The organism is Streptomyces humi (genome assembly GCF_001005085.2).
Classification (GTDB): Bacteria; Actinomycetota; Actinomycetes; order Streptomycetales; family Streptomycetaceae; genus Streptomyces; species Streptomyces humi.
Genome location: NZ_LBMU02000057.1, coordinates 1 through 23,658, shown reverse-complemented (window position 1 = coordinate 23,658; position 23,658 = coordinate 1). Strand labels below are relative to the sequence as shown.

Annotated in this window: 23 protein-coding genes; 8 read left to right on the top strand and 15 right to left on the bottom strand. The window is 72.9% G+C overall.

All coding sequences use genetic code 11. The annotated features are described in order from the left end of the window. Positions 1-166 precede the first annotated feature (166 nt). From AAW13_RS25275 to xylB, 11 genes are all read right to left on the bottom strand, one after another. A complete protein-coding gene (locus tag AAW13_RS25275) occupies positions 167-1,384 on the bottom strand; it encodes a cytochrome P450 (RefSeq protein WP_046730392.1) in 1,218 nt (405 codons plus the stop codon). A gap of 58 nt (positions 1,385-1,442) precedes the next feature. Next, positions 1,443-2,426 (bottom strand): PDR/VanB family oxidoreductase, encoded by a 984-nt coding sequence (locus AAW13_RS25270; protein ID WP_420855493.1) that lies wholly within the window; start codon positions 2,424-2,426, stop codon positions 1,443-1,445. A 70-nt stretch (positions 2,427-2,496) separates the two neighbouring features. After that, a complete protein-coding gene (locus AAW13_RS25265; protein ID WP_046730391.1) occupies positions 2,497-3,321 on the bottom strand; it encodes an IclR family transcriptional regulator in 825 nt (274 codons plus the stop codon). Between the two features lie 109 nt (positions 3,322-3,430). Continuing rightward, positions 3,431-3,556 carry a hypothetical protein gene (locus AAW13_RS47475; protein WP_276207601.1) on the bottom strand — a complete coding sequence of 42 codons (126 nt, stop codon included), beginning with the start codon at positions 3,554-3,556 and terminating at the stop codon, positions 3,431-3,433. A gap of 90 nt (positions 3,557-3,646) precedes the next feature. Then, on the bottom strand, positions 3,647-5,170 hold the full coding sequence (exaC, locus tag AAW13_RS25260; protein WP_046730390.1) for an acetaldehyde dehydrogenase ExaC: 1,524 nt from the start codon (positions 5,168-5,170) through the stop codon (positions 3,647-3,649). 96 nt (positions 5,171-5,266) lie between these two features. Then, entirely contained in the window at positions 5,267-6,523 is a 1,257-nt protein-coding gene (locus tag AAW13_RS25255) for a GAF domain-containing protein (protein WP_046730389.1), read from the bottom strand. Positions 6,524-6,658: 135 nt separating this feature from the next. Next, a complete protein-coding gene (locus AAW13_RS25250; RefSeq protein ID WP_046730388.1) occupies positions 6,659-7,264 on the bottom strand; it encodes an N-acetylmuramoyl-L-alanine amidase in 606 nt (201 codons plus the stop codon). A 49-nt stretch (positions 7,265-7,313) separates the two neighbouring features. Beyond that, positions 7,314-8,327, bottom strand: coding sequence for an acetamidase/formamidase family protein (locus tag AAW13_RS25245; protein WP_046730387.1), 1,014 nt, complete (start codon positions 8,325-8,327; stop codon positions 7,314-7,316). 267 nt (positions 8,328-8,594) lie between these two features. After that, positions 8,595-9,086 carry an NUDIX hydrolase gene (locus tag AAW13_RS25240; protein ID WP_240528731.1) on the bottom strand — a complete coding sequence of 164 codons (492 nt, stop codon included), beginning with the start codon at positions 9,084-9,086 and terminating at the stop codon, positions 8,595-8,597. Positions 9,087-9,190: 104 nt separating this feature from the next. Then, positions 9,191-10,399 carry an ROK family transcriptional regulator gene (locus AAW13_RS25235; RefSeq protein WP_046730385.1) on the bottom strand — a complete coding sequence of 403 codons (1,209 nt, stop codon included), beginning with the start codon at positions 10,397-10,399 and terminating at the stop codon, positions 9,191-9,193. A 43-nt stretch (positions 10,400-10,442) separates the two neighbouring features. Beyond that, entirely contained in the window at positions 10,443-11,888 is a 1,446-nt protein-coding gene (gene xylB / locus AAW13_RS25230; RefSeq protein ID WP_046730384.1) for a xylulokinase, read from the bottom strand. 228 nt (positions 11,889-12,116) lie between these two features. Here xylB and xylA point away from each other — a divergent pair, with 228 nt between their 5' ends. Both xylA and AAW13_RS25220 read left to right on the top strand, forming a co-directional pair. Further along, entirely contained in the window at positions 12,117-13,283 is a 1,167-nt protein-coding gene (gene xylA, locus AAW13_RS25225; RefSeq protein ID WP_046730383.1) for a xylose isomerase, read from the top strand. A 544-nt stretch (positions 13,284-13,827) separates the two neighbouring features. Continuing rightward, on the top strand, positions 13,828-14,091 hold the full coding sequence (locus AAW13_RS25220; protein ID WP_240528730.1) for a hypothetical protein: 264 nt from the start codon (positions 13,828-13,830) through the stop codon (positions 14,089-14,091). Here AAW13_RS25220 and AAW13_RS25215 read toward each other — a convergent pair whose 3' ends face one another. Beyond that, complete coding sequence (locus AAW13_RS25215; protein ID WP_046730382.1) at positions 14,092-15,432, bottom strand: esterase-like activity of phytase family protein; 1,341 nt, start codon at positions 15,430-15,432, stop codon at positions 14,092-14,094. Between the two features lie 429 nt (positions 15,433-15,861). On the opposite strand from AAW13_RS25215, the gene AAW13_RS25210 reads away from it, so the two are divergent. Beyond that, complete coding sequence (locus AAW13_RS25210) at positions 15,862-16,044, top strand: hypothetical protein (RefSeq protein ID WP_046730381.1); 183 nt, start codon at positions 15,862-15,864, stop codon at positions 16,042-16,044. A gap of 64 nt (positions 16,045-16,108) precedes the next feature. Here the strand turns inward: AAW13_RS25210 and AAW13_RS25205 are convergent, their stop codons facing one another. Together AAW13_RS25205 and AAW13_RS25200 are read right to left on the bottom strand one after the other, a co-directional pair. Further along, a complete protein-coding gene (locus AAW13_RS25205; protein WP_046730380.1) occupies positions 16,109-16,963 on the bottom strand; it encodes a hypothetical protein in 855 nt (284 codons plus the stop codon). Positions 16,964-17,099: 136 nt separating this feature from the next. Beyond that, positions 17,100-17,414, bottom strand: a complete 315-nt coding sequence (locus AAW13_RS25200) for a hypothetical protein (RefSeq protein WP_046730379.1) — start codon at positions 17,412-17,414, stop codon at positions 17,100-17,102. 218 nt (positions 17,415-17,632) lie between these two features. Between AAW13_RS25200 and AAW13_RS25195 the strand changes: the two genes are divergently transcribed. Next, positions 17,633-18,382 (top strand): alpha/beta fold hydrolase, encoded by a 750-nt coding sequence (locus AAW13_RS25195; protein WP_046730378.1) that lies wholly within the window; start codon positions 17,633-17,635, stop codon positions 18,380-18,382. Here the strand turns inward: AAW13_RS25195 and AAW13_RS25190 are convergent. Further along, positions 18,379-18,978, bottom strand: coding sequence for a class I SAM-dependent methyltransferase (locus tag AAW13_RS25190; RefSeq protein ID WP_046730377.1), 600 nt, complete (start codon positions 18,976-18,978; stop codon positions 18,379-18,381). The two genes, AAW13_RS25195 and AAW13_RS25190, sit on opposite strands and share 4 nt — an antisense overlap. Before the next feature lie 150 nt (positions 18,979-19,128). Here AAW13_RS25190 and AAW13_RS25185 point away from each other — a divergent pair, with 150 nt between their 5' ends. Genes AAW13_RS25185 through AAW13_RS25170 form a run of 4 tightly spaced genes read left to right on the top strand, consistent with a single transcriptional unit; the run spans position 19,129 to position 23,486 of the window. Next, complete coding sequence (locus tag AAW13_RS25185) at positions 19,129-19,902, top strand: MHYT domain-containing protein (protein WP_046730376.1); 774 nt, start codon at positions 19,129-19,131, stop codon at positions 19,900-19,902. A gap of 36 nt (positions 19,903-19,938) precedes the next feature. Then, on the top strand, positions 19,939-22,611 hold the full coding sequence (locus AAW13_RS25180) for a sensor histidine kinase (RefSeq protein WP_046730375.1): 2,673 nt from the start codon (positions 19,939-19,941) through the stop codon (positions 22,609-22,611). Continuing rightward, positions 22,608-23,045, top strand: coding sequence for a roadblock/LC7 domain-containing protein (locus AAW13_RS25175; protein WP_046730374.1), 438 nt, complete (start codon positions 22,608-22,610; stop codon positions 23,043-23,045). The genes AAW13_RS25180 and AAW13_RS25175 overlap by 4 nt, the downstream gene beginning before the upstream one ends. 27 nt (positions 23,046-23,072) lie before the next feature. Then, the gene (locus tag AAW13_RS25170; protein ID WP_046730373.1) at positions 23,073-23,486 is read left to right on the top strand and encodes a DUF742 domain-containing protein; all 414 of its coding nucleotides are present in this window, start codon (positions 23,073-23,075) and stop codon (positions 23,484-23,486) included. Positions 23,487-23,658: the final 172 nt, after the last annotated feature.

The window sequence follows — 23,658 nt, the reverse complement described above, 5'->3', positions numbered from 1 at the left end:
GTCCTGATCGCCTGGTCGTTCTGGTCCTCGGCGCGCCGCAACCGCGCGGACGCCGCGGCGGAGCACGAGGACCTGCCGGCCGGGAAGCCCGGAGTCTCCTCCGTCCCCTGAACCCCGCCCGGCCGGACGCGCCCGAGGGCCCCCTGCGGGCCGCTCGGGCCAAAGTTCAGCGCGCCGGTCGTACGCGGACGGGCAGGAAGGCCCAGGAGCGCAGGGTGTTGTTCAGGTGTCGTCTCGGTTCCCCGCAGAGTTCGATCCGTTCCACGCGGCGGGCGAGCGCGGTCAGCAGGCTCTCCGCCTCGAGACGGGCGACGTGCTGACCGACGCACTGGTGGATGCCCATCCCGAACCCCACATGACCGGAGGGGTCGCGGCCGAGGTCGAACCGGTCCGCGTCGTCCCAGCGGTCCGGGTCCCGGTTGGCCGACCCGAGGAACATGAGGATCTTCGAGCCTTCCGGAACGACCGTGCCGGCGACGTCGATGTCGGCGGTCGCCGTGCGGAAGAAGGTCTGTACCGGCGACTGCCACCGCACCGCCTCGTCGAACGCGACGCGGGCGAGTTCCGGACGCTCCCGCAGTCGCTGCCACTCCTCGGGATGGGTGGCGAAGGCGTACAGGGCGGCGGCCAGGCCGTGGACGGTGGTGTCGACCCCCGCCGTCAGCAGGGAACGTACGACCCGGGGCGCCTGGTCGTGGGTGAGGTCGCCGCGGTCGGCCGCGGCCCAGATCCGGGCGCCGAAGCCGTTCTCGTCGAGTGCCTCGCGCCGGCACCGCGCGTCGACCCATGCCGACAGCTCGGCGACCCGGGGGGCGTCGGCGGTCACCAGGTCGTTGCGCGGGCCGAAGGCGTTGAAGGCCATGTTGCCGTAGGGGAGAAGGTTCTCCCGTCCGTCCGGCCCGAGACCGACGGCGTCGGGGAAGACCTTCAGGGGAAAGGCCGCCGCCAGTGTCGCGAAGGCGTCGAACTCCTCCTCCTGCTCAGCCAGTACGGCGTCCACGAGTTCCTCGGCGGTCGATTGCCACTTCTCGCGCAGGCGGCGGAGGGCGGGTGGCGCGAGGACGTCCCGCAGGACGCTTCGCGGAGCGTCGTGATGCGGCGGGTCGGCCTCCAGGAGGAGGCTCGGCGGGCGCCACGGTGTCTCGTGCCGGAAGTTCGCCAGTCCTACGCCGGCTCCGGACCGGAAGTTCTGCCAGTCGACGAGAGCCGCGCGCACCTCGCGGTGGCGAGCGAGGGCGTGGACGTCGTAGCGCCTGAGGTGGACGACCGGACCGGCGGCGCGCAGCGCGCGGTGCAAGGGTCCGGGGTGGAGCAGGTGTTCGGGGGCGAAGGGATCGGCGTCACCGACGACTGACGTTGCGGGGACGTGCGTCGTTCCGGTCATGGCGGCTCCTGGGGTGTCGTGGCTCGGGCTCACAGGTCCGGTCCGTAGCGGAATCGGCTCACAGGTCCAGGACGAGGCGGTCCCCGCAGGAACGGGACACGCAGGGCAGCATGCAGTCACCGGCGGCCCGCTCGTGGTCGCCGAGGACCGAGTCGCGATGGTCGGGGGTGCCGTCCAGGACCGGGGTGAGGCACGTGCCGCAGGTGCCCTGCTCGCAGGAGGACAGGACGTCGGCACCGGCCTGGCGGACGGCCTGGAGCACGGACGTGTCCGCGGAAACGGTCACGGTGACCCGGCTGCGACGCAGTTCGACTTCGAAGGGGGTCTGCCGCACGGGAGCCGAGTCGGCGGCGGTGAAGCGCTCGGTGCGCAGGTCGTGGGCCGGCCAGTCGCCGCACGACCGCGCCACCGCTGCGAGCAGGGGGGCCGGCCCGCAGCAGTAGACCTTCGTGCCGGGGAAGTGCCTGTTCAGCCAGGCGTCGAGGTCCAGCAGCCCGCGCTCGTCCTGCGGAACGATGTCGACGCGGTCCCCGTACGCGGCTGACAACTCGTCGAGGAACGCCATCGTCGCCCGGGTACGGCCGCCGTAGAGGAGGCGCCAGTCGATGTCCGTCTGTGCGGCCTGACGGACCATCGGCAGCAGGGGGGTGATGCCGATGCCGCCCGCGATGAACACGTACCGCTCCGCCGGTGCCAGCGTGAAGTGGTTGCGCGGGCCGCCGACGCCGACGAGGTCGCCGGGTGCGAGCCGGTCGTGGACGTAGGCCGAGCCCCCTCGGCCGGCCGGCTCGCGCAGGACCGCGATCCGGTAGGTGTGGGCGTCCCAGCGGTCGCCGCACAGCGAGTACTGACGACTCGTTCCGTCGGGGAGGACCAGATCGATGTGCGAGCCGGGCGTCCAGTCCGGCAGACGTCCGTCGTCGGGACGGGCGAGGACGAGCGAGACGACGCCGTCGGCGACGACCTCCTTGGCTCTGACCGTCAGGGTCACGGTCCCGGCGGTCTGGATCCGGCGGCTCTGGGCCAGGCTGTGTACGACCACGTTGTCGCCTCCTGTCTGGATTGCAGGAAGGATGCGGGTCACGCCGGTCGTGCCGCGACGTCACTCTCACTCAGTGAGAGGGAAGTTCACCGGGATGGTCGTGGCCGCGTTGCGCACCTGCCGCGTGGCGCCCGGCGGGGCGGTTGATCCCGCCCGCGCCGAGCGCGCGGGAGATGCCGACGGCGGCGGTCCGAACGACGGGGACGACCTGCCGGGCCGCCGGTCCGTCGGGCACGATCACCGCCAGGGCGGCCACCACCGCGCCGTCGCTGCCACGCACCGGGGCGGCGATACCGAGGGCGTCGGCGTGCAGGTAGCCGGGACAGTACGCGTACCCCTGCCGACGGATCCCGGCCAGGAGTGTGCGAACGGCGCTGGGTGTCGCCGGAGTGCACGGCGTGTACGCGGGCAGCGGACCTTCCAGGACACGCTGTCGGAGTTCAGCCGGACCGTGCGCCAGCAGGACGAGGCCGCTCGAGGAGACGTGGAGGGGCAACCGTCCCGCGATCCGGGTGTAGTTGATCACCGCGTCGGATGACGACAGGCGCTCCAGGAACAGCACGTCGGTACCGTCGAGCACGCCCAGCTGCACGTGGTGGCCGACCACGTCGTGCACGCCCTCCATGAAGGGCATGGCCGCGTTGCGCAAGGTGAGAGCGGGCGACGCCCGGGTCACCAGTTCCCACAGGCGGACGCCGATCCGGACCCCGCGGTCCTCGTCCCGCCGGAGGAAGCCGTGCGCGACCAGTTCGGCGACCAGGCGGGAGGCCGTGGGAAGCGGCAACTCCGCCCGCCGGGCGATCTCCGAAACCGTGAGGACGGGGTGGTCCTGGCTGAACGCCTCCAGGATCCGAGCGGCACGGGACAGCACCGACTCGTGGTGAGGCTTCGTCATACCCACAGTCTCCCCGGCCGTCGTCGCGGCAGCCCGTCGACCCGGCAGCCCGTCGACCCCGGCACGCCCCGCCGCGTCGGCTGACCCTCGGTGCCACTCCCGGCATCGGTCATGCGGCGGGCGCGATGCCGCCGACCTCGCGGTGCAGCCAGTCGGCGACGGCACCGAGGGCGTAGTCGTTGAACGAGCCCGTGCCGCCGCGACCCGCTCGCCGCTGTCGACCCGTCCGGTCCACTCGTACTGGTCGTTCTCGTGCCCCGGCTCGGGTTCGTGGGCGGTCTGCGCGCCTGACGGGTATTCCCAGCTCAGGCGCCCTTTTTCCTGCCTAGAAGAAGCCCAGCTTGCGCGGCGAGTACGACACGAGGAGATTCTTCGTCTGCTGATAGTGCTCCAGCATCATCTTGTGTGTCTCGCGGCCGATTCCCGACTGCTTGTAGCCGCCGAACGCGGCGTGCGCCGGGTAGGCGTGGTAGCAGTTCGTCCAGACCCGGCCCGCCTGGATCGCGCGGCCGGCGCGGTACGCGGTGTTGATGTCGCGGGTCCAGACGCCCGCACCGAGGCCGTACAGCGTGTCGTTGGCGATCTTCAGCGCGTCGTCGAAGTCGTCGAAGGAGGTCACCGAGACGACCGGGCCGAAGATCTCCTCCTGGAAGATCCGCATCCGGTTGTCGCCCTCGAAGATGGTCGGCTGGACGTAGTAGCCGCCCTTCAACTCACCGTCGTGTTCGATGCGTTCGCCGCCGGTGAGGATCTTCGCACCCTCCTGCCGGCCGATGTCCAGGTAGGAGAGGATCTTCTCCAGCTGGTCGTTGGAGGCCTGCGCGCCGATCATCGTGTCGGTGTCCAGGGGGTGGCCCGGCTTGATGAGGCGGGTGCGGACGACCGCCGCCTCCATGAACTCGGCGTAGTTGCCGCGCTGGACGAGCGCCCGGGACGGGCAGGTGCACACCTCGCCCTGGTTGAGCGCGAACATCGTGAACCCTTCGAGGGCCTTGTCGCGGAAGTCGTCGTCGTGCGCCCAGACGTCGTCGAAGAAGATGTTCGGGGACTTGCCGCCCAGTTCGAGCGTGACCGGTTTGATGTTCTCCGAGGCGTACTGCATGATCAGCCGCCCGGTGGTGGTCTCCCCGGTGAAGGCGACCTTCGCCACCCGCGGGCTGGACGCCAGCGGCTTGCCCGCCTCCACGCCGAAGCCGTTGACGATGTTCACCACGCCGGGCGGCAGCAGGTCCGCGATCAGGCTCATCCAGTAGTGGATGGAGGCGGGGGTCTGCTCGGCCGGCTTGATGACGACCGCGTTGCCGGCGGCGAGGGCCGGCGCCAGCTTCCAGGTCGCCATCAGGATCGGGAAGTTCCACGGGATGATCTGTGCGACGACCCCCAGCGGTTCGTGGAAGTGGTACGCCACGGTGTCGTCGTCGACCTCGCCCAGCGAACCCTCCTGCGCGCGGATCGCCCCCGCGAAGTAGCGGAAGTGGTCGATGGCGAGGGGGATGTCGGCGGCCAGCGTCTCACGCACCGGCTTGCCGTTCTCCCAGCTCTCGGCGACCGCGAGCGGTTCGAGGTAGGCCTCCATCCGGTCGGCGATCTTCAGCAGGATGTCGGAACGCTCCGTCACCGAGGCCCGGCCCCAGCCCGGCGCCGCCGCGTGCGCCGCGTCCAGGGCCCGCTCCACGTCCTCGGCGGTGCCCCGCGCGATCTCGGTGAACGGCTGCCCGTTCACCGGCGACGGGTTCTCGAAGTACTGCCCCCGGGCCGGCGGCACGTACTCGCCGCCGATGAAGTGGTCGTAGCGCGCCTGGTAGGAGACGATCGCGCCCTCGGTGCCGGGCGCCGCGTAACGGGTCATGCTGGCCTGCCTCCTCGCAGCTGCGCTGCCCGCCGTTGGGCAGCTTCCGGCGCGCAGGCTACGGAGCCGGACGTTGCGCCCACGTTGCGTCGCAGGTCAGCGCGCCGGAGCCAGCAACTCCGCCTCCAGGCAGGCCAGTCGGGACCGTACGACGGCGGTCGGCCGCAGCGCCGCGAGCGCCCGCCACACCTGGAGGTCCTCCTCGCCCCACGGCGTGTGCGCCCACTGCGCCAGCAGGTCCGGGTCGCGGCGCGCGATCAGCGCCGACCGCAGCGCGTCCGCCAGCCGCTGCCGCAGCCGCACCACCGCGGGGGCCTGCGAACCCGGCAGCAGCGGTCCCGGATACGCCGCCAGCGCCGCCGTCACGGCTCCCGTCTCCAGGCGCCGTTCCACCACGGCCGCGTCCGACTCGACCGGAACGGTCAGCCGGTACGGCCGGGAGGCGAGCAGCCCGGGTCCCAACAGTCTGCGCAGCCGCGCCAGTTCCGCTCGGAGCGTCACCGGTGGCACCGACTCGTCCTCGTACAGCGCGCAGAGCAACTCGTCGCCGGTCAGGCCCTCCGGGTGCCGCGACAGCAGCACCAGCAGCTCGCTGTGGCGCCGGCCGAGCCGCAGCCGCCGCCCGTCCAGGCGGAGTTCCGCCTCGTCACGGCCGAGCCCGGTCAGCGCGGGCGCCTCGTCGGCGGGCGTCGGCGGATCGAGCAGCGCGAGCTGCGACTCCGCGGCCCGTGCCACCGCCTGGACGAAGCCGAGGCTGTGCGGGTGCGCCAGCCGGTCGCCGCCCGTGATGTCGACGGCACCCAGCACCCGTCCGGTCCGCGGATCGTGCACCGGTGCCGCCGCGCAGGTCCACGGCTGCACCCGGCGGATGAAGTGCTCCGCCGCGAACACCTGCACCGGCCGGTCCACCGCCACCGCCGTGCCCGGCGCGTTGGTGCCGACCGCGGCCTCCGACCAGCGCGCGCCGGGCACGAAGTTCATCAGGTCCGCCCGCCGCCGGGTCGCCGGATGCCCCTCGACCCACAGCAGTCTGCCGTCCGCGTCGCACACCGCCAGCAGGTGTTCGCCGTCCGCCGCGAACGTCCCCATCAGCTCCCGGAACAACGGCATCACCCTGGCGAGCGGATGCTCCGCCCGGTAGCTCCCCAGGTCGCCGTCCATCAGCTCCACGTGCGCCGTTCCGTCCGGCCCCACCCCGGCCCGCGCCGAGCGCCGCCACGACTCGGCCACCACGGACCGCACCGGGCGCGGCACGGTACCCACCGTGGTGAACGTCTCATGCGCCCGGCGCAGCACCCGGACGCGCTCGGCAGGGTCGGCCCCCGGTTCCAGGGCCACCCACGGATCGGACAACTCTGCCTCCCCGAACGGCGATGCGGCTGGGGACATCGTCACTCGGGGTGTTCGCGCCGACAACCGTTTCGACCGCCCTCGATCGGAGGAACCGTCCCGGCTCCCGGAAACCACCGTCACTCCGGACGACCGCCGTCACTCCGAGGACACGTCGACCAGCTTCATGTACCGGGTCCAGTCCCAGTGACTGCCCGGATCCGTGTGATCGGTCCCCGGCACCTCGACGTGGCCGATCACATGCTCCCGGTCCTTCGGGATGCCGTACCGGTCGCAGATCGACGCCGTCAGCCGCGCCGACTCCGTGTAGAGGGCGTCGGTGAAGTACTCCGGTCTCTCCACCCAGCCCTCGTGCTCGATGCCGATGCTCCGCGTGTTGTAGTCCCAGTTCCCCGCGTGCCAGGCGATGTCGGTCTCCCGCACGCACTGCGCGACATGGCCGTCCAGGGAGCGCACCAGATAGTGCGCGGACACCCGCTTCTTCGGGTTCGCGAAAATGCCCAGGGTGCCGGCGTAGGCCTGCTGCGTGACATGGATGATCACCCGGTCGATCCGGTACTCGTCAGGGCGCAGCGCCGCCGTGCGGTTGTCGCTGCTCGCGGCCTGCCACTCCGCCGTCGGGTAGTCGACGACCCCGGTCCGCGCGTCCGCGCGGGTCTCGGAGAGCAGCGCGTACGGGACGACGGCGAGGGCCGCGCCCCTCAGGAGCCGCCGTCTGCTGGGGAGCGGTCGTGGCCGGTCCATGGGTGCCTTTCGGAAGTGTGCGCGAGGCACGAGGAGTCGAGGGCGACGGTCAGCGGCGCAGGGCCGCGGCCGTCTCGCGCAGCCGCGCGTGCAGTCCGCGGTAAGTCTCGCGCGCGGGCAGCCACTCCTTGCGGAGCTTGGCCACACAGGTGTAGTTGGTGTCGCACACGTTGGCCAGCGGCGATTCCACCGTCTGGGTCAGGTACTGGTACGCGTCGAGCTCGCCGAAGCCGTAGTCGCGCACCAGCCACTGCACCAGGTCGAGCTGCGATATCCGGAAGGCGTCCTCCAGCGGGCGCGCCGACCCCGTGGAGACGATGTGCGTGTCCGACTCCAGCCGGGGCCAGGCGGTGGTGATCCCCTTCAGCAGTTCGACGATCACGACGGTGTTCATCGCGCACTCCACGGCCACCCCGCAGGTCTCGCCCTCGCCCTGCCGGGCGTGCCCGTCACCTAGGCTGAGCAGCGCGCCCTCCACGTTGACCCCGAGGTAGCAGGTGACACCGGCGCGCATCTCGGGGGTGTCCATGTTGCCGCCGTGGGCGTCGGGCACGAGGGCCGAGCGCACCTCCAGGTTGGTGGGGGCCACACCGACCGTGCCGTGCATCGGGTCCAGGGGCAGCTCCAGCTCGATGTCGCCTTCGTGCGCCCGGAACAGAGCCGTGCGCCGTGCGCGGTCCAGCTGCCAGATCCACACCTTCTCCGGCAGCGGCGGCTGAAGGGTCGCCGTGGCGTGCGTGGAGGTCAGCGCGCCGAAGAGCGGGACCGTCGTGGACGCCGCCCAGTCCCGGGCCGGTTCGATCGACACGAAGTGCACGGCGACGGTGTCGCCCGGCTCCGCGCCCTCGATGTGGAAGGGGCCGGTCTGCGGGTTCAGGAACGGGAACTCGCACACCTCGGACACCAGGTCCTTCTCGGACCGCACCCGTCCCGCGAAGCAGTCCTCCGTGTACAGGTCGAGGACCGTGCCGGGCGTGATCCGCGCGACCGGCGGGGCCCCGCCGAACGTCCACGCGTAGTCGCCCGGCCCGGGACGGACGGTGAGGATGCGAGGCTCGGTCATCGTGGTACGGCTCCGTTCTGCGGGTCGCCGGAATGGGGCTGGTCCACCTCTGCCGACATACGTCCTCCCCCTCCTGACGTGCGTGTTTCCACCGATCCGGCGGATGTCTCGCGTGAATCACGGTACGGCGCCGGAGGGTTGGGCAGAAGAGCGCCCGACGGTTCCGTGGACGGCACGGGTGTTGTGGAAAACCTCGCCACACGAACGGGTGAGGCGACCAGGTGAAGGCGACCAGGTGAAGGCGAGCGGCGGCAGGCGGCCGGCGCCTCAGCCGGGCGCGCCCTCGCGAAGACAGGCGAACGTACCCGCGTTCGCCGCCGAGTGCAGGGCGCGGAGCGTCGGCAGCGGCGCCGCGAGCGGCAGGTCCGTCGACTCCGCCACGGGAACCAGCGCGTACCGGTCGTGCTCGTCGCTCAGCCGTACCTCCGTCCCGTCGGTGAAGAGCCCGCCGTGGAAGAAACAGTCCAGAACCGGTCCGGTGCCGAGCACGTCCGCACGGTGGTCGATGCCGATCAGCCGGGGCGTCGGACCGAGGGCGATACCGGTCTCCTCCAGCATCTCCCGCCGCGCCGCCGTCCAGGGATCCTCACCGTGGTCCAGCATCCCGCCGGGCAGCCACCACCTGCCCGACCACGGCTGACCGGGACCGTAGCGCAGCAGCAGGACGCGGTCGCGTTCGTCCGGCATGACCACGCACGAGGCGATGAGTGCCTGCGGCTGGGTCCTGATCCATTCCGCGCGGGGAACCCACTCGGCCACGCGCACCTCCCCGGAGTCCGACGGAACCTCAGAGGTGACTCCCCACGGCGTGGTGATCGTGAACCACCCGCACGATGGACACGGTCGTCGGGGCCGTGGCCGTCTCAGACCCGTTCCGCCACCGTCGCCGGATCGTCCAGGACGGCCCGGACCACCGAGTGGGCCGCACCCAGCAGCGGCCCTTCGGGGCCCAGACGGGAGACGGAGACCGGGCAGACGGGGCCGGTCGTGCGGTCGGACAGTTCGGCTTCCAGCGCCGGCAGGAGCCACGGCGCGAGACCGGACAAGGCGCCGCCCAGCACCACCGACTCGGGGTCGAGCAGGTTCACCGCGCCGGTCAGGGCGATACCGAGGGCCGTCCCGGCGTCGTACAGGGCGCGCCGTACCCCTGCGTGGTCCTCGCCCGCCCGCCGCGCGAGCAGACCCACCGCGTCCTCGCGGGACTCGAGGCCCGCCGCGCGCAGCACCGCCTCCTCACCGGCGTACTGCTCCAGGCAGCCGCGTCCGCCGCAGGCACAGCGCGGTCCGTCGGGGCGGACCGGCACATGGCCGAGTTCGCCCGCGAAACCGCGCTTGCCGCGCAGCAGCTGACCGTCCACGACGACGGCGGCGCCGATACCGATCTCCGCGGACACGTGCAGGAAGTCCCGTGGCGTGGCGTCCCCGAGCCACAGTTCGGCCAGCGCGCCGAAGTTGGCCTCGTTGTCCACCGTCAGCGGGAGCCCCGCGGGCAGCAGCACGCCGAGATCGGTGTCGTGCCAGTCGAGGTTCGGGGCGTGCGCGACGGTGCGCCCGTCACGGGCGACCAGGCCGGGAACGGCGACCGCGAGACCGGCCGGCCACAGCCCCTCAAGCTCCGCCTCCGTCACCACCTGCCGGACCAGCGTGGTCAGTTCCCCGACCACCGGACGCGGGTCCCGGCCCCGGTTCGTGCCGTGCCGCTCGGCACGCGCGCGTACCTCGCCGCGCAGATCCACCGCGCACACGGCGAGGTGGTCGACACCGACCTCCGCGCCGATTCCGGCCGGGCCGCGCCCGCTCACCGCCAGGGCCGAGCCGGGCCGCCCCACCCGGCTGGGCCGCTCGGGGCCCAGTTCCTCCAGGAGCCCCCAGCGGATCAGCTCGTCCACCAGGGTGGACACCGCCGCCCTGGTCAGCCCGATGCGCGAGGCGACCGCGGCCCGCGACAGCGAGCCCTCGGCACTGACCGCGTGCATCACGCGCGCGAGATTGCGCCGGCGCATGCCCTGCTGGGTGTCCGGCAGGGCACGGCCGGTCGCCGTGGAACGGGCCTCGTGCAGCGGTGCGGTCATGCCTCCATCGATCCTCTGGACTCCGTGGGCAGGTCCGGGCAGGTCAGCGGTCCTGAGGCGTCCGCTCCAGCAGCGGGGCCGCGTCGGAGAGTACCCCGGAGATCCTGCTCAGCGTCGCGTCGTCCCGCTCCACCGCGTCCAGCACCGGGCCCGCCGCCGTGTGCCAGCGCCGCGCCACCGCCGCCGGGTCCTCGCCGGTCAGCAGTCCGGCCGCCTGTGCCGCCGCGCCCAGGGCGACCAGTTCCTTCGCCTCCGGGACCTGCACCGGGCGGCCCGACAGCCGCCGTACCGTCTCCTGCCAGGCGCGGCCGCGGGCGCCGCCGCCGATCAGCAGCAGCGGGGTGGTCCGGTCGGCGTCCGCGTCCAGGACCAGGTCCAGGGCGCCCAGCAGGGCGTGCACCGCGCCGTCGTAGGCGGCCTGGAGGAGCTGGCCGCCGGTGGTGTCGTGGCGCAGGCCGTGCAGCAGCCCGGAGGCGTTCGGCAGGTTCGGGGTGCGCTCGCCGTCCAGGTAGGGGAGCAGGGTCACCGAGGTGCCCGGCTCGACGGCCTCCCGGTCCAGACCGAGCAGCGCCGCGACCCGGTCGACGGCGAGGGTGCAGTTCAGCGTGCAGGCGAGGGGCAGCCAGTCGCCGTGTGCGTCGGCGAAGCCCGCCACCGTGCCGGTCGGGTCGGCGGGACGGTGCTTCGACACGGCGTACACCGTGCCGGAGGTGCCGAGGCTCAGCACGGCGGTGCCGGGACGCAGCCCGAGCCCCAGTGCCGCCGCCGCGTTGTCGCCGGTTCCGGGGGCCACCAGGGTGCCCTTGGAGAACGGCAGGTCGTGGCTGTCGCGGACGGTGCCCGCGACCTCGCCCGGCCGGACCACCCGGGGCAGGAACGCCGGATCCAGCCCCACGTGCGCGAGCGTCTCCGCGTCGTACGCCTCGGTCGCCGACGCCCACCAGCCGGTGCCGGACGCGTCACCGCGATCGGTCGTGCCCTGCCCGGTCAGCCGCTCGGTGAGGTAGTCGTGGGGAAGCCGTACGGCCCTGGTCGCCCGCACCGCCTCCGGTTCGTGCTCCGCCAGCCAGGCCCACTTGGTGACCGTGAACGACGCGCCCGGCACACTGCCGGTGCGCTCCGCCCAGGCCTTCGGGCCGCCCAGCTCCTCGATGAGCCGCCGCGCCTGGGGCGCGGAACGGACGTCGTTCCACAGCAGAGCGGGCCGCACCGGCTCGCCCCGCTCGTCCAGCGTGACCAGACCGTGCTGCTGCCCGCCGATCGACACGGCCGCCGCCTCGTGCGCCGCGTCCCCGCACTGGCGCAGCGCCTCGCACAGCGCGTCCCACCACTGGCGCGGATCACTCTCCCGGCCCGCTCCCGAGGAGACGGTGTGCGGCGCCTGGCCGCTCGCCACGACCTGTCCGGTGGACACGTCGACCACCAGCGCCTTGGTGGACTGGGTGGACGTGTCCACGCCGACGACGAGCGGACCCTCGGCTGCTGACATCGGGCTCTCCCTTTTTCCGCGCCTAGCGACTTGCCTGACCTGCGGTTTTCCTGGTTCACCGGGGTGTCGCGACCCGGTTTTCATCCCTTGGGGACAGGGTGACCCTTCCCAGGGATGCGTCGGCATACTAATTTGTAAACGGCCATGACGAAATAGTCGGCCCGACAATCGTGCCGACCGCCGTCGAGCACACCCATCAAGCACAGGCATCAAGCAAGGAGCCGCGGCATGAGCTTCCAGCCCACCCCCGAGGACAGGTTCACCTTCGGCCTGTGGACCGTCGGCTGGCAGGGAAGGGACCCGTTCGGCGACGCCACCCGTCGCGCCCTCGACCCGGTCGAGACCGTGCAGCGCCTGTCCGAACTGGGCGCCTACGGTGTGACGTTCCACGACGACGACCTGATCCCGTTCGGGTCCTCCGACACCGAGCGCGAATCGCACATCAAGCGCTTCCGCCAGGCCCTCGACGCGACCGGCATGACGGTCCCGATGGCCACCACCAACCTCTTCACGCACCCGGTCTTCAAGGACGGCGCGTTCACCGCGAACGACCGTGACGTCCGCCGCTACGCGCTGCGCAAGACCATCCGCAACATCGACCTGGCCGCGGAGCTGGGCGCCAAGACCTACGTCGCCTGGGGCGGCCGCGAGGGCGCCGAGTCCGGCGCCGCCAAGGACGTGCGGGTCGCCCTCGACCGGATGAAGGAGGCCTTCGACCTCCTCGGCGAGTACGTCACCTCCCAGGGCTACGACCTGCGCTTCGCCATCGAGCCCAAGCCGAACGAGCCGCGCGGCGACATCCTGCTCCCCACCGTCGGCCACGCCCTCGCGTTCATCGAGCGCCTGGAGCGTCCCGAGCTGTACGGCGTCAACCCCGAGGTGGGCCACGAGCAGATGGCCGGCCTGAACTTCCCGCACGGCATCGCGCAGGCCCTGTGGGCGGGCAAGCTCTTCCACATCGACCTCAACGGCCAGTCCGGCATCAAGTACGACCAGGACCTGCGCTTCGGCGCCGGCGACCTGCGCGCCGCCTTCTGGCTGGTCGACCTCCTGGAGAGCGCCGGTTACGCGGGGCCGAAGCACTTCGACTTCAAGCCGCCGCGGACCGAGGACCTCGACGGCGTGTGGGCGTCGGCCGCCGGCTGCATGCGGAACTACCTCATCCTCAAGGAGCGCGCGGCCGCCTTCCGTGCCGACCCGGCGGTCCAGGAGGCCCTGCGCGCCTCCCGGCTGGACCAGCTGGCCCTGCCGACGGCCGCGGACGGTCTTCAGGCACTCCTCGCCGACAGCTCGGCCTTCGAGGAGTTCGACGCGGAGGCGGTCGCCGCGCGCGGCATGGCCTTCGAGCAGCTCGACCAGCTGGCGATGGACCACCTGCTGGGCGCCCGCGGCTGACGCCGGTACGCGCGCGTGCGGGCCGTTTCGCGAGGAACGCCCGCACGCGCGCGTGTCGTTCTGTGCTCCCGCCGGACCGCTTCTCGCGGGAAATGCTCCGGAATCGTACGGTCCACGGTATGAGTCCGTGTCAACTGCCGTGTGGGGCTCGCGCGATGACCGGTACGGGGTGACTCTTGGCGGTATGGCCATGCCACCCGTACCGCCACGTCCCCCGGGCCCGCCGGAGCCCACGCCACCCCCGTACGGTGACGACGACCCGCCTTCGTACGGTGACGACGACCCGCCTTCGTACGGTGACGACGACCCGCCTTCGTACGGTGACGGCGGCCCTTCTTCGTACGGTGACGGCGGCCCTTCTTCGTACGGGAGTTACGGGCCGTCGGCCGGCGGGAGCTACGGTCCGCCGTACGGGAGTCAGGACCCGCCGTACGGGAGTCACGAGCCGCCGTACGGGAGTCACGAGCCGCGTACCGCGGTCGGCTGGACGTCGTCGCGTCCGCCCGAGCCGCCGCCCCGCAGGCGCAGGGGTCCGCTGTTCGCCGTGCTGGTCGTGCTGGTGGCCGCCGTGGCGGTCGCCGTCGTCGTCCTGATGGCGTCCGGCGGCGACGGTTCACCCGGCGGGAAACCCACCACGAGCAGCCCGGGCACCTCGGGCCCGGCCCGGCCCTCCTTCAGCCTGCCCACGGAGCTGCCCAGCAGCCTGCCGTCGCGGCTGCCGAGCGAACTCCCCTCACAGTGGCCGTCGAACCTGCCGAGCGGACTGCCGAGCGACCTGGAGTCGATACTGCCCTCACTGCTGGGCTGACTACAGCCCCTTGGGCAGCCGGACGTACACCAGGGTCGTCTCGATGCCGCTGTCGACGAGGCGGCCCTGCGCGTCGAACGCGCCCGCGCCGTCCGTCATCCCGAAGTCGTTGTCGTTGATGAGGGCAAGTGTGTCGTGGTCCACGCGCGCGATGCCCTCGATCTTCAGGGGCACCCCGGGCACCGTGTTCAGGTCCACCAGCAGACGCTTGCCGAGCACCGGGACACCGGCCGCGGCGGGGTCGTCCAGCTGCTCCAGCGACGGATAGGTGGTGTCGTCGTCGTAGGCGCCGCCGAGGATGTCCGACCGGCGGTCCAGCTTCACCACCTCCAGACGCGCGGCCTTGTCGGTGCGCTCCTCGACCAGCAGGCGGTCGCCGCCGACCGCCACGATCGACGAGATCTTCAGCTCGGACGTGTCGTCCTCGCTCGGGTCCACCACGTTCACCGGGTCGAAGCGGTAGGCGTACTCGGCGGTGACCGCCTTCTTGCGCGGGGAGAACCGCAGCAGACGGGTCGTGCGGGAGGCGTCCCCGGCGTCCCCGTCGGGCAGCGAGAGCGGGCTCTGCAACGCCATCACGAGGTCTCCGCCGGGGAGCAGGGCCAGACCCTCGAATCCACGGTTGACCTTCCGGTGCAGGAAGACCGACGGCAGCGCCTCCACCACCGGGTAGTCGGCACCGGTGAGGTCCAGCCCCTCGGGCACGTAGCGGGTGAGCACCTTCCCGCGCGCGGAGACGTGGACCAGCGAGGGGCCGTACTCGTCGACGAGCCAGAAACTCCCGTCGTCCGCGCGGACGATACCCTCGGTGTCCAGGCCGTTCGGGTTGTACGACAGGGCGGTCCGCGCGTCGTAGGAGTACGGCGCCTCGTCCCGGCCCGCCTGGTTGGACAACCCGGTGACGGCCTTGCCCGACGAGGTGGTCACCGGTATCGCGTCGATCACGTCGACCCGGTCACCCGTGACCCGGACCTTCACGATCGCCGGGTCGAAACCGGGCACCGGGAAGGTCCGGCGCTTCTTGCCGTCGACCTTGATCTGGCCGTTGGGGCCGCGGTCGGTGACCGTCCAGTACTCGCCCTTGCGGCCGGCCGGGTAGATGTCGCTGCCGATGCCGCCGAGGTCGATGCCCCGGTCGTTGTCCACGCTGCCCCGTAGCAGCGCGTTGCTGAAGGTGCCGAGCGGGATGTCGCCGAGGGTGGCCGTGCGAACGACGTGCGCCGGTCCGGACGGTGTGGCGGTGGCCGTGCCCGCCGCCACGAGGGCGGCGGCCAGGGCCAGGGGCAGGCCCGTCGCGGCGAGGCGGTGGACGCGGCGGCTGCCGGTGGCGTGCGGGGACATCGGTCCTCCTGGTGGCAAGTTCATGGACAGCGGCCAGAGTTGGGCCTCACGGGGAACGCGGCGCGACCGGTCGGTGAACGGCGGGCGACCGCCACTCGGCGGATCACCGGTTCTCGGCCCACCGGCGGCGGACTGCCGGATTCCGCTCCCGCGCACCCCGTCTGCCGGTCTTCCGGCCGAGGCCTCCGTGGGGTGGGCGGAGGTCGCTACGCTGGGAACCAGACCACTTCACAACCTGTTCGACTCGTGTGGCTGCTGGTCACGTGCTCCTGGTCCGCGTGGGGCTCGGGTTCCTTCGACGGTCGGAGCCGTCCGGAGCCAGTAGGGGCGCGCGTCAGGGATGTCTCAGGGTCGCGGTCCGGAACCGTGCGAGGCGCGGGCCCGTTTTCAGAGCAGAGAGCGGCAAGGGCCGCGAAGGAGGCGACGCCGATGTCGAAGAACGCGAAGATCGCCGCAGGGGGTGTGGCGGTCGGGCTCATCCTGCTGATATGGCTGCCCTGGTGGGTGGCGTTCCTGATCGTGGTGGGCGTGCCGGTGGCCGCGTACCTCACGCTCGATCCCTCGCAGCGGCGCAGGCTGCGCCGGATCACGCGCAAGGAGATCGGCCGCTGAGCCGTGCGGCCGGGGCCGCGCTCCCGGCCTGCACGCCGGCCGGCCGGGAGCGTTCCGGGAGGTCTCAGAAGGGCCGCACGGCCATCTTGTCCAGGGCTTCCAGCAGACCGGGGAGTTCGGAACCCCGGCCGACGGGCAGCACCTCGCCCGGCTCCTCGTCGAGGAGCACGAACGCGATGTCGTCGGTGCGGGCCACCAGCGACCAGCCGGGGCCGTCGGCGCGCAGCGTGCGGGCGTCGCCCGGAGCGAAGGACGAGCGGACCCGGCCCAGCGGCGGGGGCGCGTCCACGTAGGCCCGCGCCTCGGCCAGTACGCGCCGGATGCCGAGATGACCCTTGGGGGCCGTCCCAGGGCCCTCCGGGGCCTTCGCCGGGGTCTCCTCGGCGGCCTGCGCGGCGCCGGCCGCGGGTGGCGGAAAGAAGTCCGCGCCGATCTGCTCCCGCCAGATCGCCCACTGCAAGGCGATCTCGTCCGCGCCCAGCCGCCGCTGTGCCGGGCCCCAAACACTGGTGTCCGGCGGTTTCAGCGCGGCCCGGTCCGCCACGTCCGGGGCGGGGTCGTGCGGCGCGGGCACGTTGGGGGCCGCCACGGCGACCGCGAGCGGCCACCCCGGCAGGGCCGCGACCACCGTGCGTTCGTCCGGCGAAAGGTCGTACTCCATGCCGCAGTCCCAGGACGCGATCGCGACGGCGACCAGCGAGACGTCGTCGATGACGACCGTCCAGCGGGCGCCCTCGCCGTCCTGGCCGAGCACCAGGCCGTAGCCGTCGGCGCGCGGCGCCAGCTCCAGAGCCGCGCAGGCCTCCGGATAGTCGTCGCCCAGCACGCTCGGAAACTGCGCCGGCGTCAGCAGCACCGCCGTGAGCACGTACAGCGCTTCGTCCGCGGCGTCGACGGCCTCCTCGTCGGTCCCGGCCATCCCTGCCTCCCCAGTGGTTCGTCCAACGGCGCGCACCCTAGTGCGACGGGAAGGCCGTTGTCACGACCGGCCCCACATGCGGAGCTGCTGTTTTCCACCGGGACCAGACGAAAACGACCTCGGTGGCACCGGTGGGTCAGGCGACCGGCAGTCCCAGGAGGTCGCGCGCCACCGTCCGCGGCGACTGGTCGCGCTCCCGGGCCAGCGCGACGACGGCCCGGCACGCCAGCTCGCTCACCCCGAACGACAGCGCCTCCGGCGACACCCAGCCGGACGCCTCCTCCAGCCGGTCCTGGTCGTCCTCCGCGCGGGCCGCGACATAGGTGGCCGCCGCCTCGAACAAGTTGTGCGCACGCCTTTCACGCCTTTCACGCCGCTGCGGCGCCCCGCCACCGTCGGTTCGTTCGGCGCCACGGAACCTGCCTGCGTACCTGCGGATCTGTTCGAACACGCGGACCACCTTCCCCCTGCCGGCTGTCGTCTCGGAACTAGGGTCATCCCCCGTCGAACATAGGGTTGAAGCCCCGATGACAGAAAAGGGCACCCGGGGGGCGTCTCGGCAGGCCTCGGCCTCGCGGGTGACGGCGGTGTCGCGCGGCCGGGCGCGGGCAATGGTCAGGATGCCCCGCCGGTACGGGGCGTGGCGGTGACGTCATCAAGGAGGGTGCTGTGCGACAGGCCGAGTTCGACGGCAGGGGGAGTCGCATCCGGTGGACGGAGACACCGGGGGAGGAACCCGCGCGGGTGTACGTCCACGGGCTCGGGGCGGCGTCCACGGTGTACCACGCGCACATCGCGGCACGCTCCGAACTGGTCGGCAGGCGCAGCCTCTTCGTGGATCTGCCCGGCCACGGCATCAGCGACCGGCCCGCGGGTTTCGGCTACACCCTGGAGGACCATGCCGACGCGCTGGCCGCGGCACTGGACGAGGCCGGTGTCACCGGCGCCGAGCTGATCGCGCACAGCATGGGCGGTTCCGTCGCCGTCGTGCTCGCCCACCGGCGACCGGAGCTGGTCTCGAAGCTGGTGCTCACCGAGGCGAACCTGGACGCGCATCCGCCGAAGTCCGCGGGCAGCCGTGTGATCGCCGCCTACGAGGAGAACGCGTTCGTCGACAGAGGCCACGCGCGCATGCTGGCCGCGGTCGGGCCGCTGTGGGCGGCGACCATGCGGCTCGCCGACCCGCGCGCACTGCACCGCAGCGCCGTGGGTCTCAGACGCGGCTCCGACCCGGTCATGCGCACCCTCCTGGAAGGGCTGGCGATCGACCGTGTCTACCTCCAGGGCGAGCTCAGCGGTGAACTGCCCGGCCGGGACCGCCTGGAGGCGTCCGGGGTGCGGGTCGTGACGGTGCCCGGCGCCGGGCACAACGTCATGTTCGACAACCCCGACGCCTTCGCCGCGGCCGTCGCGGGCTAGCCTTCGCGCACCGCCAGCGCCAGGAACCGGGCGTCCTCGTCCACGTACGAGGTCAGGCGCCAGCCCGCACCGGCCAGCAGCGGGCCGAGGCTGCCCTCCGCCCGCAGGTCGTCCGGCGTGATCTGCCGACCGTGGCGCGCCGCCAGGGCGGCCCTGCCGATGGGGTGGAACAGGGCGAGGACACCGCCTGGGCGGACCACCCGCGCCAGCTCCCGCAGGTTCTCGGCGGGGCGCGGCAGATGGGCGACGAGGCCCGCGGCGAACACCGCGTCGAGGGAGCCCGACCGCACCGGCAGCGCGGCGACGTCGGCCAGCAGCAACCGCCCGTCACGGCCCCGGCCGGCCCGCACCGCGGCCTCCAGCATCGCCGGGGTCAGATCCACCCCGAGGACCGTGCCCGAGGGTCCCACGGCGGCACGCAGCGGCGGGAGGGCCCGTCCGGTGCCGCAGCCCGCGTCGAGCACCCGGTCGCCCTCGCGCAGCCCGAGAGCGGCGACGGCGGCGGTGTACGCGGGACCGTCGTCAGGAAACCTGCCGTCCCAGTCGGCCGCCCGCGCGGTGAAGAACTCCCGGACATGCGTGTGGTCATCGCTCATGCTCCGCATGATCCCTCACCGACACGGCGGACGACCCTGCGCGCACGTTCGAGCCGGACGCGATCGTTCCGGCGCATCTCTGCGTCATATTGCGGCACCTTTCGAACTGCGCCCCCTTTGTGCTCCCGTGCCCCCTAGCGTCCCTGAGCCATGGGACACCTGGACCACGCCACCTTCGGCTGGCTGACCCCCGTGCTGTCGTACGCCATGGCCTGCATAGGCGCCGCGCTGGGGCTGCGCTGCACCGTCCGCGCGCTCGGCAGCACCGGTCGGGCACGCCGCAACTGGCTGTTCACCGCGGCCTCCGCGATCGGCACCGGCATCTGGACCATGCACTTCGTGGCCATGCTCGGCTTCGGCGTCAGCGGCACGGACATCCGCTACGACGTGCCGCTGACCATCCTCAGCCTGGTCGTCGCCGTCGTCGTGGTCAGCGCCGGCGTCTTCGCCGTCGGCTACGGCCGCGACCGCGGCCGGGCCCTGCTGCTGGGCGGACTCACCACCGGGGTGGGCGTCGCCAGCATGCACTACCTCGGCATGGCGGCCGTACGGCTGCACGGAGACGTGCGCTACGACCCGGTGCTCGTGGCGCTCTCCGTCCTCATCGCCGTGGTCGCCGCGACCGCGGCCCTGTGGGCGGCGCTGAACATCAGCTCGCCCGTCGCGGTCACCCTCGCCTCCCTCGTCATGGGAGCGGCCGTCAGCAGCATGCACTACACCGGGATGTTCGCGGTCAGCGTGCACGTGACGCCCTCCGGCTCACCCCTGCGCGGGGCCACCGCGATGCAGTTCATCTTCCCGCTGGCCGTCGGCCTCGGCTCGTACCTGTTCCTCACCTCGGCGTTCGTCGCGCTCTCACCCACGGCCCGGGAACGCGAGGCCTCCGCCTCGGCCCAGCGGCCCGTCACGGGCACCGCCCGCTGACCCGGCACCGACACCTTCCTGAGGAGCGAGGAGGCCATGCGTACACCCCGTAGGACCCCCACGGCAGACGCGGAGACACCCTCCGTGACACCCACGCGCGGCCGCCGCGCGCACGCCGGACCACCCGCCGACGAACCGGACGACGACACCGCAGGCACCGCGGCGGACGACGCGTCCACGCGCGCGGGAGGCTGGCGGATCCGCCCCCGGACCGTGCGGGCCAAGGTGGTCTGCCTGCTCATGGTCCCGGTCATGTCGCTACTCGCCCTGTGGGCGTACGCCACCGTCACCACGGCACAGGACGTCGCGCGGCTGCGTCAGTCCCAGCGCGTCGACGCCGCGCTGCGGACCCCGGTCGCCACCGCCGTGGCCGCCCTCCAGGCCGAGCGAACCGCAGCGGTGCGGTACGCGACCGACCCCGCCTCCGCACCGGACGGCGACCTCGGAGGACTGGCGGCACGCACCGATCAGGCCGTGGCCCGGCTGCGTCTCGGCAGGGACGGCACCGTCGCCGACAGCGAGGAACTGCCGTCCGGCGTCGCCCAGCGGCTGAAGACCTTCGTCACCTCCGCGGAGCGGCTGCGCACGCTGCGGACGGCGGTGCGAAACCGCGGCGCCGGCTGGGCGGAGGCCTACGAGAGGTACACCGGGACCGTCGCCGCCGCCTTCGCCGTGGACGGCGCCCTCTCCGGCATCCAGGCGGACGACATGGGCTCCGACGCGCGCGTGCTGCTCGAACTCTCCCGCGCGGGAGAGGCGCTGGCCCAGGAGGACGCGGTGCTCGCCGGTGCCCGTCCGACCGGCGGCCTCGACGGCGCGCGGCTGCGGCTGTTCACCGGCGCCGTGGACACCCGCCGCGTCCTCGTGGACACGGCCGGCACCGACCTGCCCGGCAGCCAGCGCGCCGCCTGGCGCCGGCTCGCCGACGGCCACGACTACACCGCGCTGGCCGCCGCCGAGGACAAGATCCTCGCGAGCCGCCCCGGAGCCAGGGCGCTCGCCGCGGTACCGGAGACGGACTGGAACACCACGCACGCGCACGTGCGGGACGGCATGCGGGACATCCAGGCGGCCACGGCCCGCGCGGTCGCGGGCCGGGCCGATCCGTTCGCGCGCGGTCTGCTCACCCCGGCCGGTGCCGCCGTCCTGCTCGGCCTGCTCGCCGTGGCCGCCTCGCTCGTCATCTCCGTGCGCATCGGCCGCGGCCTGGTCGTCGAGCTGGTGAGCCTGCGCAACGACGCCCTGGAGATCGCCCGCCGCAAACTGCCCGAGGCGATGCGCAGACTGCGGGCCGGCGAGGAGATCGACGTCCGTGCCGAGGCACCCCCCGGCCCGCCCGCCGAGGACGAGACCGGACAGGTCGCCGAGGCCCTCGGTACCGTGCACCGCGCCGCCCTGCGCGCCGCCGTGGAACGCGCCGAACTCGCCAGCGGCATCTCGGGTGTCTTCGTCAACCTGGCCCGGCGCAGCCAGATCCTGGTCCACCGCCAGCTCAGCCTGCTGGACAGCATGGAACGCCGCTCCGACGACCCCAACGAACTCAGCGACCTGTTCCGCCTCGACCACCTCACCACCCGGATGCGGCGCCACGCCGAGAGCCTGATCATCCTCTCCGGAGCCGCCCCGGGCCGGGCCTGGCGGATGCCCGTGTCGCTGACCGACGTGGTACGCGCCGCGGTGTCCGAAGTCGAGGACTACGCGCGCGTGGAGGTACGGCAGTTCCCCGAGGCGGCCGTCGTCGGCGCGGCCGTGGCCGACCTCACCCATCTGCTCGCCGAACTCGTCGAGAACGCGGCCCAGTTCTCGCCGCCGCACACCCGCGTGCGGGTGACCGGTGAACCCGTGGGCAACGGCTACGCCCTGGAGGTCGAGGACCGGGGCCTCGGCATGGGTCAGGAGACCCTCGCCGAGGCCAACCGGCGCATCGAGCAGTCCGAGGCCCTCGACCTGTTCGACAGTGACCGGCTCGGCCTCTTCGTGGTCAGCAGGCTCGCGGCCCGTCACGGGATCAAGGTGCATCTGCGCACCTCCCCGTACGGGGGCACCACCGCGGTCGTACTGCTGCCGAAGGCCCTGCTGCACAGCGGCTCGCAGGAGCGCTCCGGGCGTCCGGCGGCCCAAGGCGACGAGGGACCGGCGGCCGCCCACGCGCGCGTGCCCGGCACCGCCGTCGCCGAGGGCGCTCCGGCCGGCCGGCCGACCCTGGCCGTCACCGCCCCCGCCGCCGCGCACCCCGCGTCCGAACCACCGCATCGCACGCCGGGACGCCCTCGCCTCGCGTCCGGACAACCGCATGCCGCACCCGAACCGACGCCACCCGGAGTCACCGCCTTGAGGCCGCACCACCCTCCGCACGGCTCAGCCCCCGTCGCCTCGTCCGGTCCCGTCGCCTCGTCCGGTCTCTCCGCCTCTTCCGCCACCTCAGCCCCCACCACCGCCTTCACCGCCTCCGGCGCCCCCACCGACTCCGGCGACGACGACCTCCCGCGTCGGGTGCGACAGGCGCACCTCGCGCCCCAGCTGCGCGATCCCCGCGCCCATGAACCCGCGCCCGCCCGCAGGGGCGGCGAACGCACCCCCGAACTCGTCCGCGACCGCATGACGGCCTACCGCGACGGCTGGGCGCGTGGCGGCGGCGGACGGCCCGGCCGCGTACCCACCCCGGAGCCCGGATCGGGTCCCGAAAGCACCGAAGGAGACCGCGCATGATCCAGGACCCGAGAACGACGGCGGACCGCCGTTCCGGCGAACTCGACTGGCTGCTGGACGACCTGGTGCTGCGCGTCACCGAAGTACGGCACGCCGTGGTGCTGTCCAACGACGGTCTCGCCGTCGGTGCCTCGACCGGTCTCAGGCGCGAGGACGCCGACCACCTCGCCGCCGTGGCCTCCGGCTTCAACAGTCTCGCCAAGGGCGCTGGGCGGCACTTCGGGGCGGGCGGAGTACGCCAGACGATGGTCGAGATGGACGATGCCTTCCTCTTCGTGGCCGCCGCGGGCGACGGCTCCTGTCTTGCCGTGCTCACGGCCGTCACCGCCGACATCGGCCTGGTCGCCTACGAGATGGCTCGCCTGGTCAAGCGGGTCGGCGAGCACCTGTACACCGCGCCGCGCGTCGCCGGCCGGCCGCCCGCGGCCGGATGAGCCGGCAGAGCCGGAAGAGCGCCACCGATGAACGAGCACACGACCGGCGCCCCGCGCGAGCCGGGCAGCCAGTGGTACGACTACGAGGCCGGGCCGCTGGTCCGCCCCTACGCCATGACCGGCGGCCGCACCAGGTCCGGGCCCACCGGGGTGCGGTTCGACCTGATCGCCCTGGTCACGCTCGACCCGGGCGGGCCCGGCACCGACGGTGACACCACGCTGGGCCCGGAACACCGCTCGCTCGTCGACCTGTGCCGGACCGAGACGCAGTCCGTCGCCGAACTCGCCGCCGGCGCCGACCTGCCCGTGGGGGTGGTCAGGGTGCTGCTCGGAGACCTGCTGGAGCTGGGGCGCGTCACCGTGAGCCGTCCGGTGCCACCGGCCCAGCTTCCCGACGAACGGATTCTGCGCGAGGTCATCGAGGGATTGCGGGCGCTGTAGACGAGCATCCGGAACCAACCGGGCCCGAGCCGGTCAGAAGAGATACGTTCCGGTCCAACCGCCCGCCGGGACAGCGGGGTTGCCATGATGCTGGCTTCGCGCCACGGCCCACCCGGGCCCCGAGCCCTGAGCCCCCGCCCCGCGCCCCGCGCCCCCGCCCCGAGCCTCCCGC

Coding starts and splice junctions, on each gene's coding strand:
- AAW13_RS25275 (WP_046730392.1), bottom strand. CDS start 1,384: ATGACCGGAACGACGCACGTCCCCGCAACGTCAGTCGTCGGTGACGCC.
- AAW13_RS25265 (WP_046730391.1), bottom strand. CDS start 3,321: ATGACGAAGCCTCACCACGAGTCGGTGCTGTCCCGTGCCGCTCGGATC.
- exaC (WP_046730390.1), bottom strand. CDS start 5,170: ATGACCCGTTACGCGGCGCCCGGCACCGAGGGCGCGATCGTCTCCTAC.
- AAW13_RS25250 (WP_046730388.1), bottom strand. CDS start 7,264: ATGGACCGGCCACGACCGCTCCCCAGCAGACGGCGGCTCCTGAGGGGC.
- AAW13_RS25245 (WP_046730387.1), bottom strand. CDS start 8,327: ATGACCGAGCCTCGCATCCTCACCGTCCGTCCCGGGCCGGGCGACTAC.
- AAW13_RS25235 (WP_046730385.1), bottom strand. CDS start 10,399: ATGACCGCACCGCTGCACGAGGCCCGTTCCACGGCGACCGGCCGTGCC.
- xylB (WP_046730384.1), bottom strand. CDS start 11,888: ATGTCAGCAGCCGAGGGTCCGCTCGTCGTCGGCGTGGACACGTCCACC.
- xylA (WP_046730383.1), top strand. CDS start 12,117: ATGAGCTTCCAGCCCACCCCCGAGGACAGGTTCACCTTCGGCCTGTGG.
- AAW13_RS25215 (WP_046730382.1), bottom strand. CDS start 15,432: ATGTCCCCGCACGCCACCGGCAGCCGCCGCGTCCACCGCCTCGCCGCG.
- AAW13_RS25210 (WP_046730381.1), top strand. CDS start 15,862: ATGTCGAAGAACGCGAAGATCGCCGCAGGGGGTGTGGCGGTCGGGCTC.
- AAW13_RS25205 (WP_046730380.1), bottom strand. CDS start 16,963: ATGGCCGGGACCGACGAGGAGGCCGTCGACGCCGCGGACGAAGCGCTG.
- AAW13_RS25190 (WP_046730377.1), bottom strand. CDS start 18,978: ATGAGCGATGACCACACGCATGTCCGGGAGTTCTTCACCGCGCGGGCG.
- AAW13_RS25185 (WP_046730376.1), top strand. CDS start 19,129: ATGGGACACCTGGACCACGCCACCTTCGGCTGGCTGACCCCCGTGCTG.
- AAW13_RS25180 (WP_046730375.1), top strand. CDS start 19,939: ATGCGTACACCCCGTAGGACCCCCACGGCAGACGCGGAGACACCCTCC.
- AAW13_RS25175 (WP_046730374.1), top strand. CDS start 22,608: ATGATCCAGGACCCGAGAACGACGGCGGACCGCCGTTCCGGCGAACTC.
- AAW13_RS25170 (WP_046730373.1), top strand. CDS start 23,073: ATGAACGAGCACACGACCGGCGCCCCGCGCGAGCCGGGCAGCCAGTGG.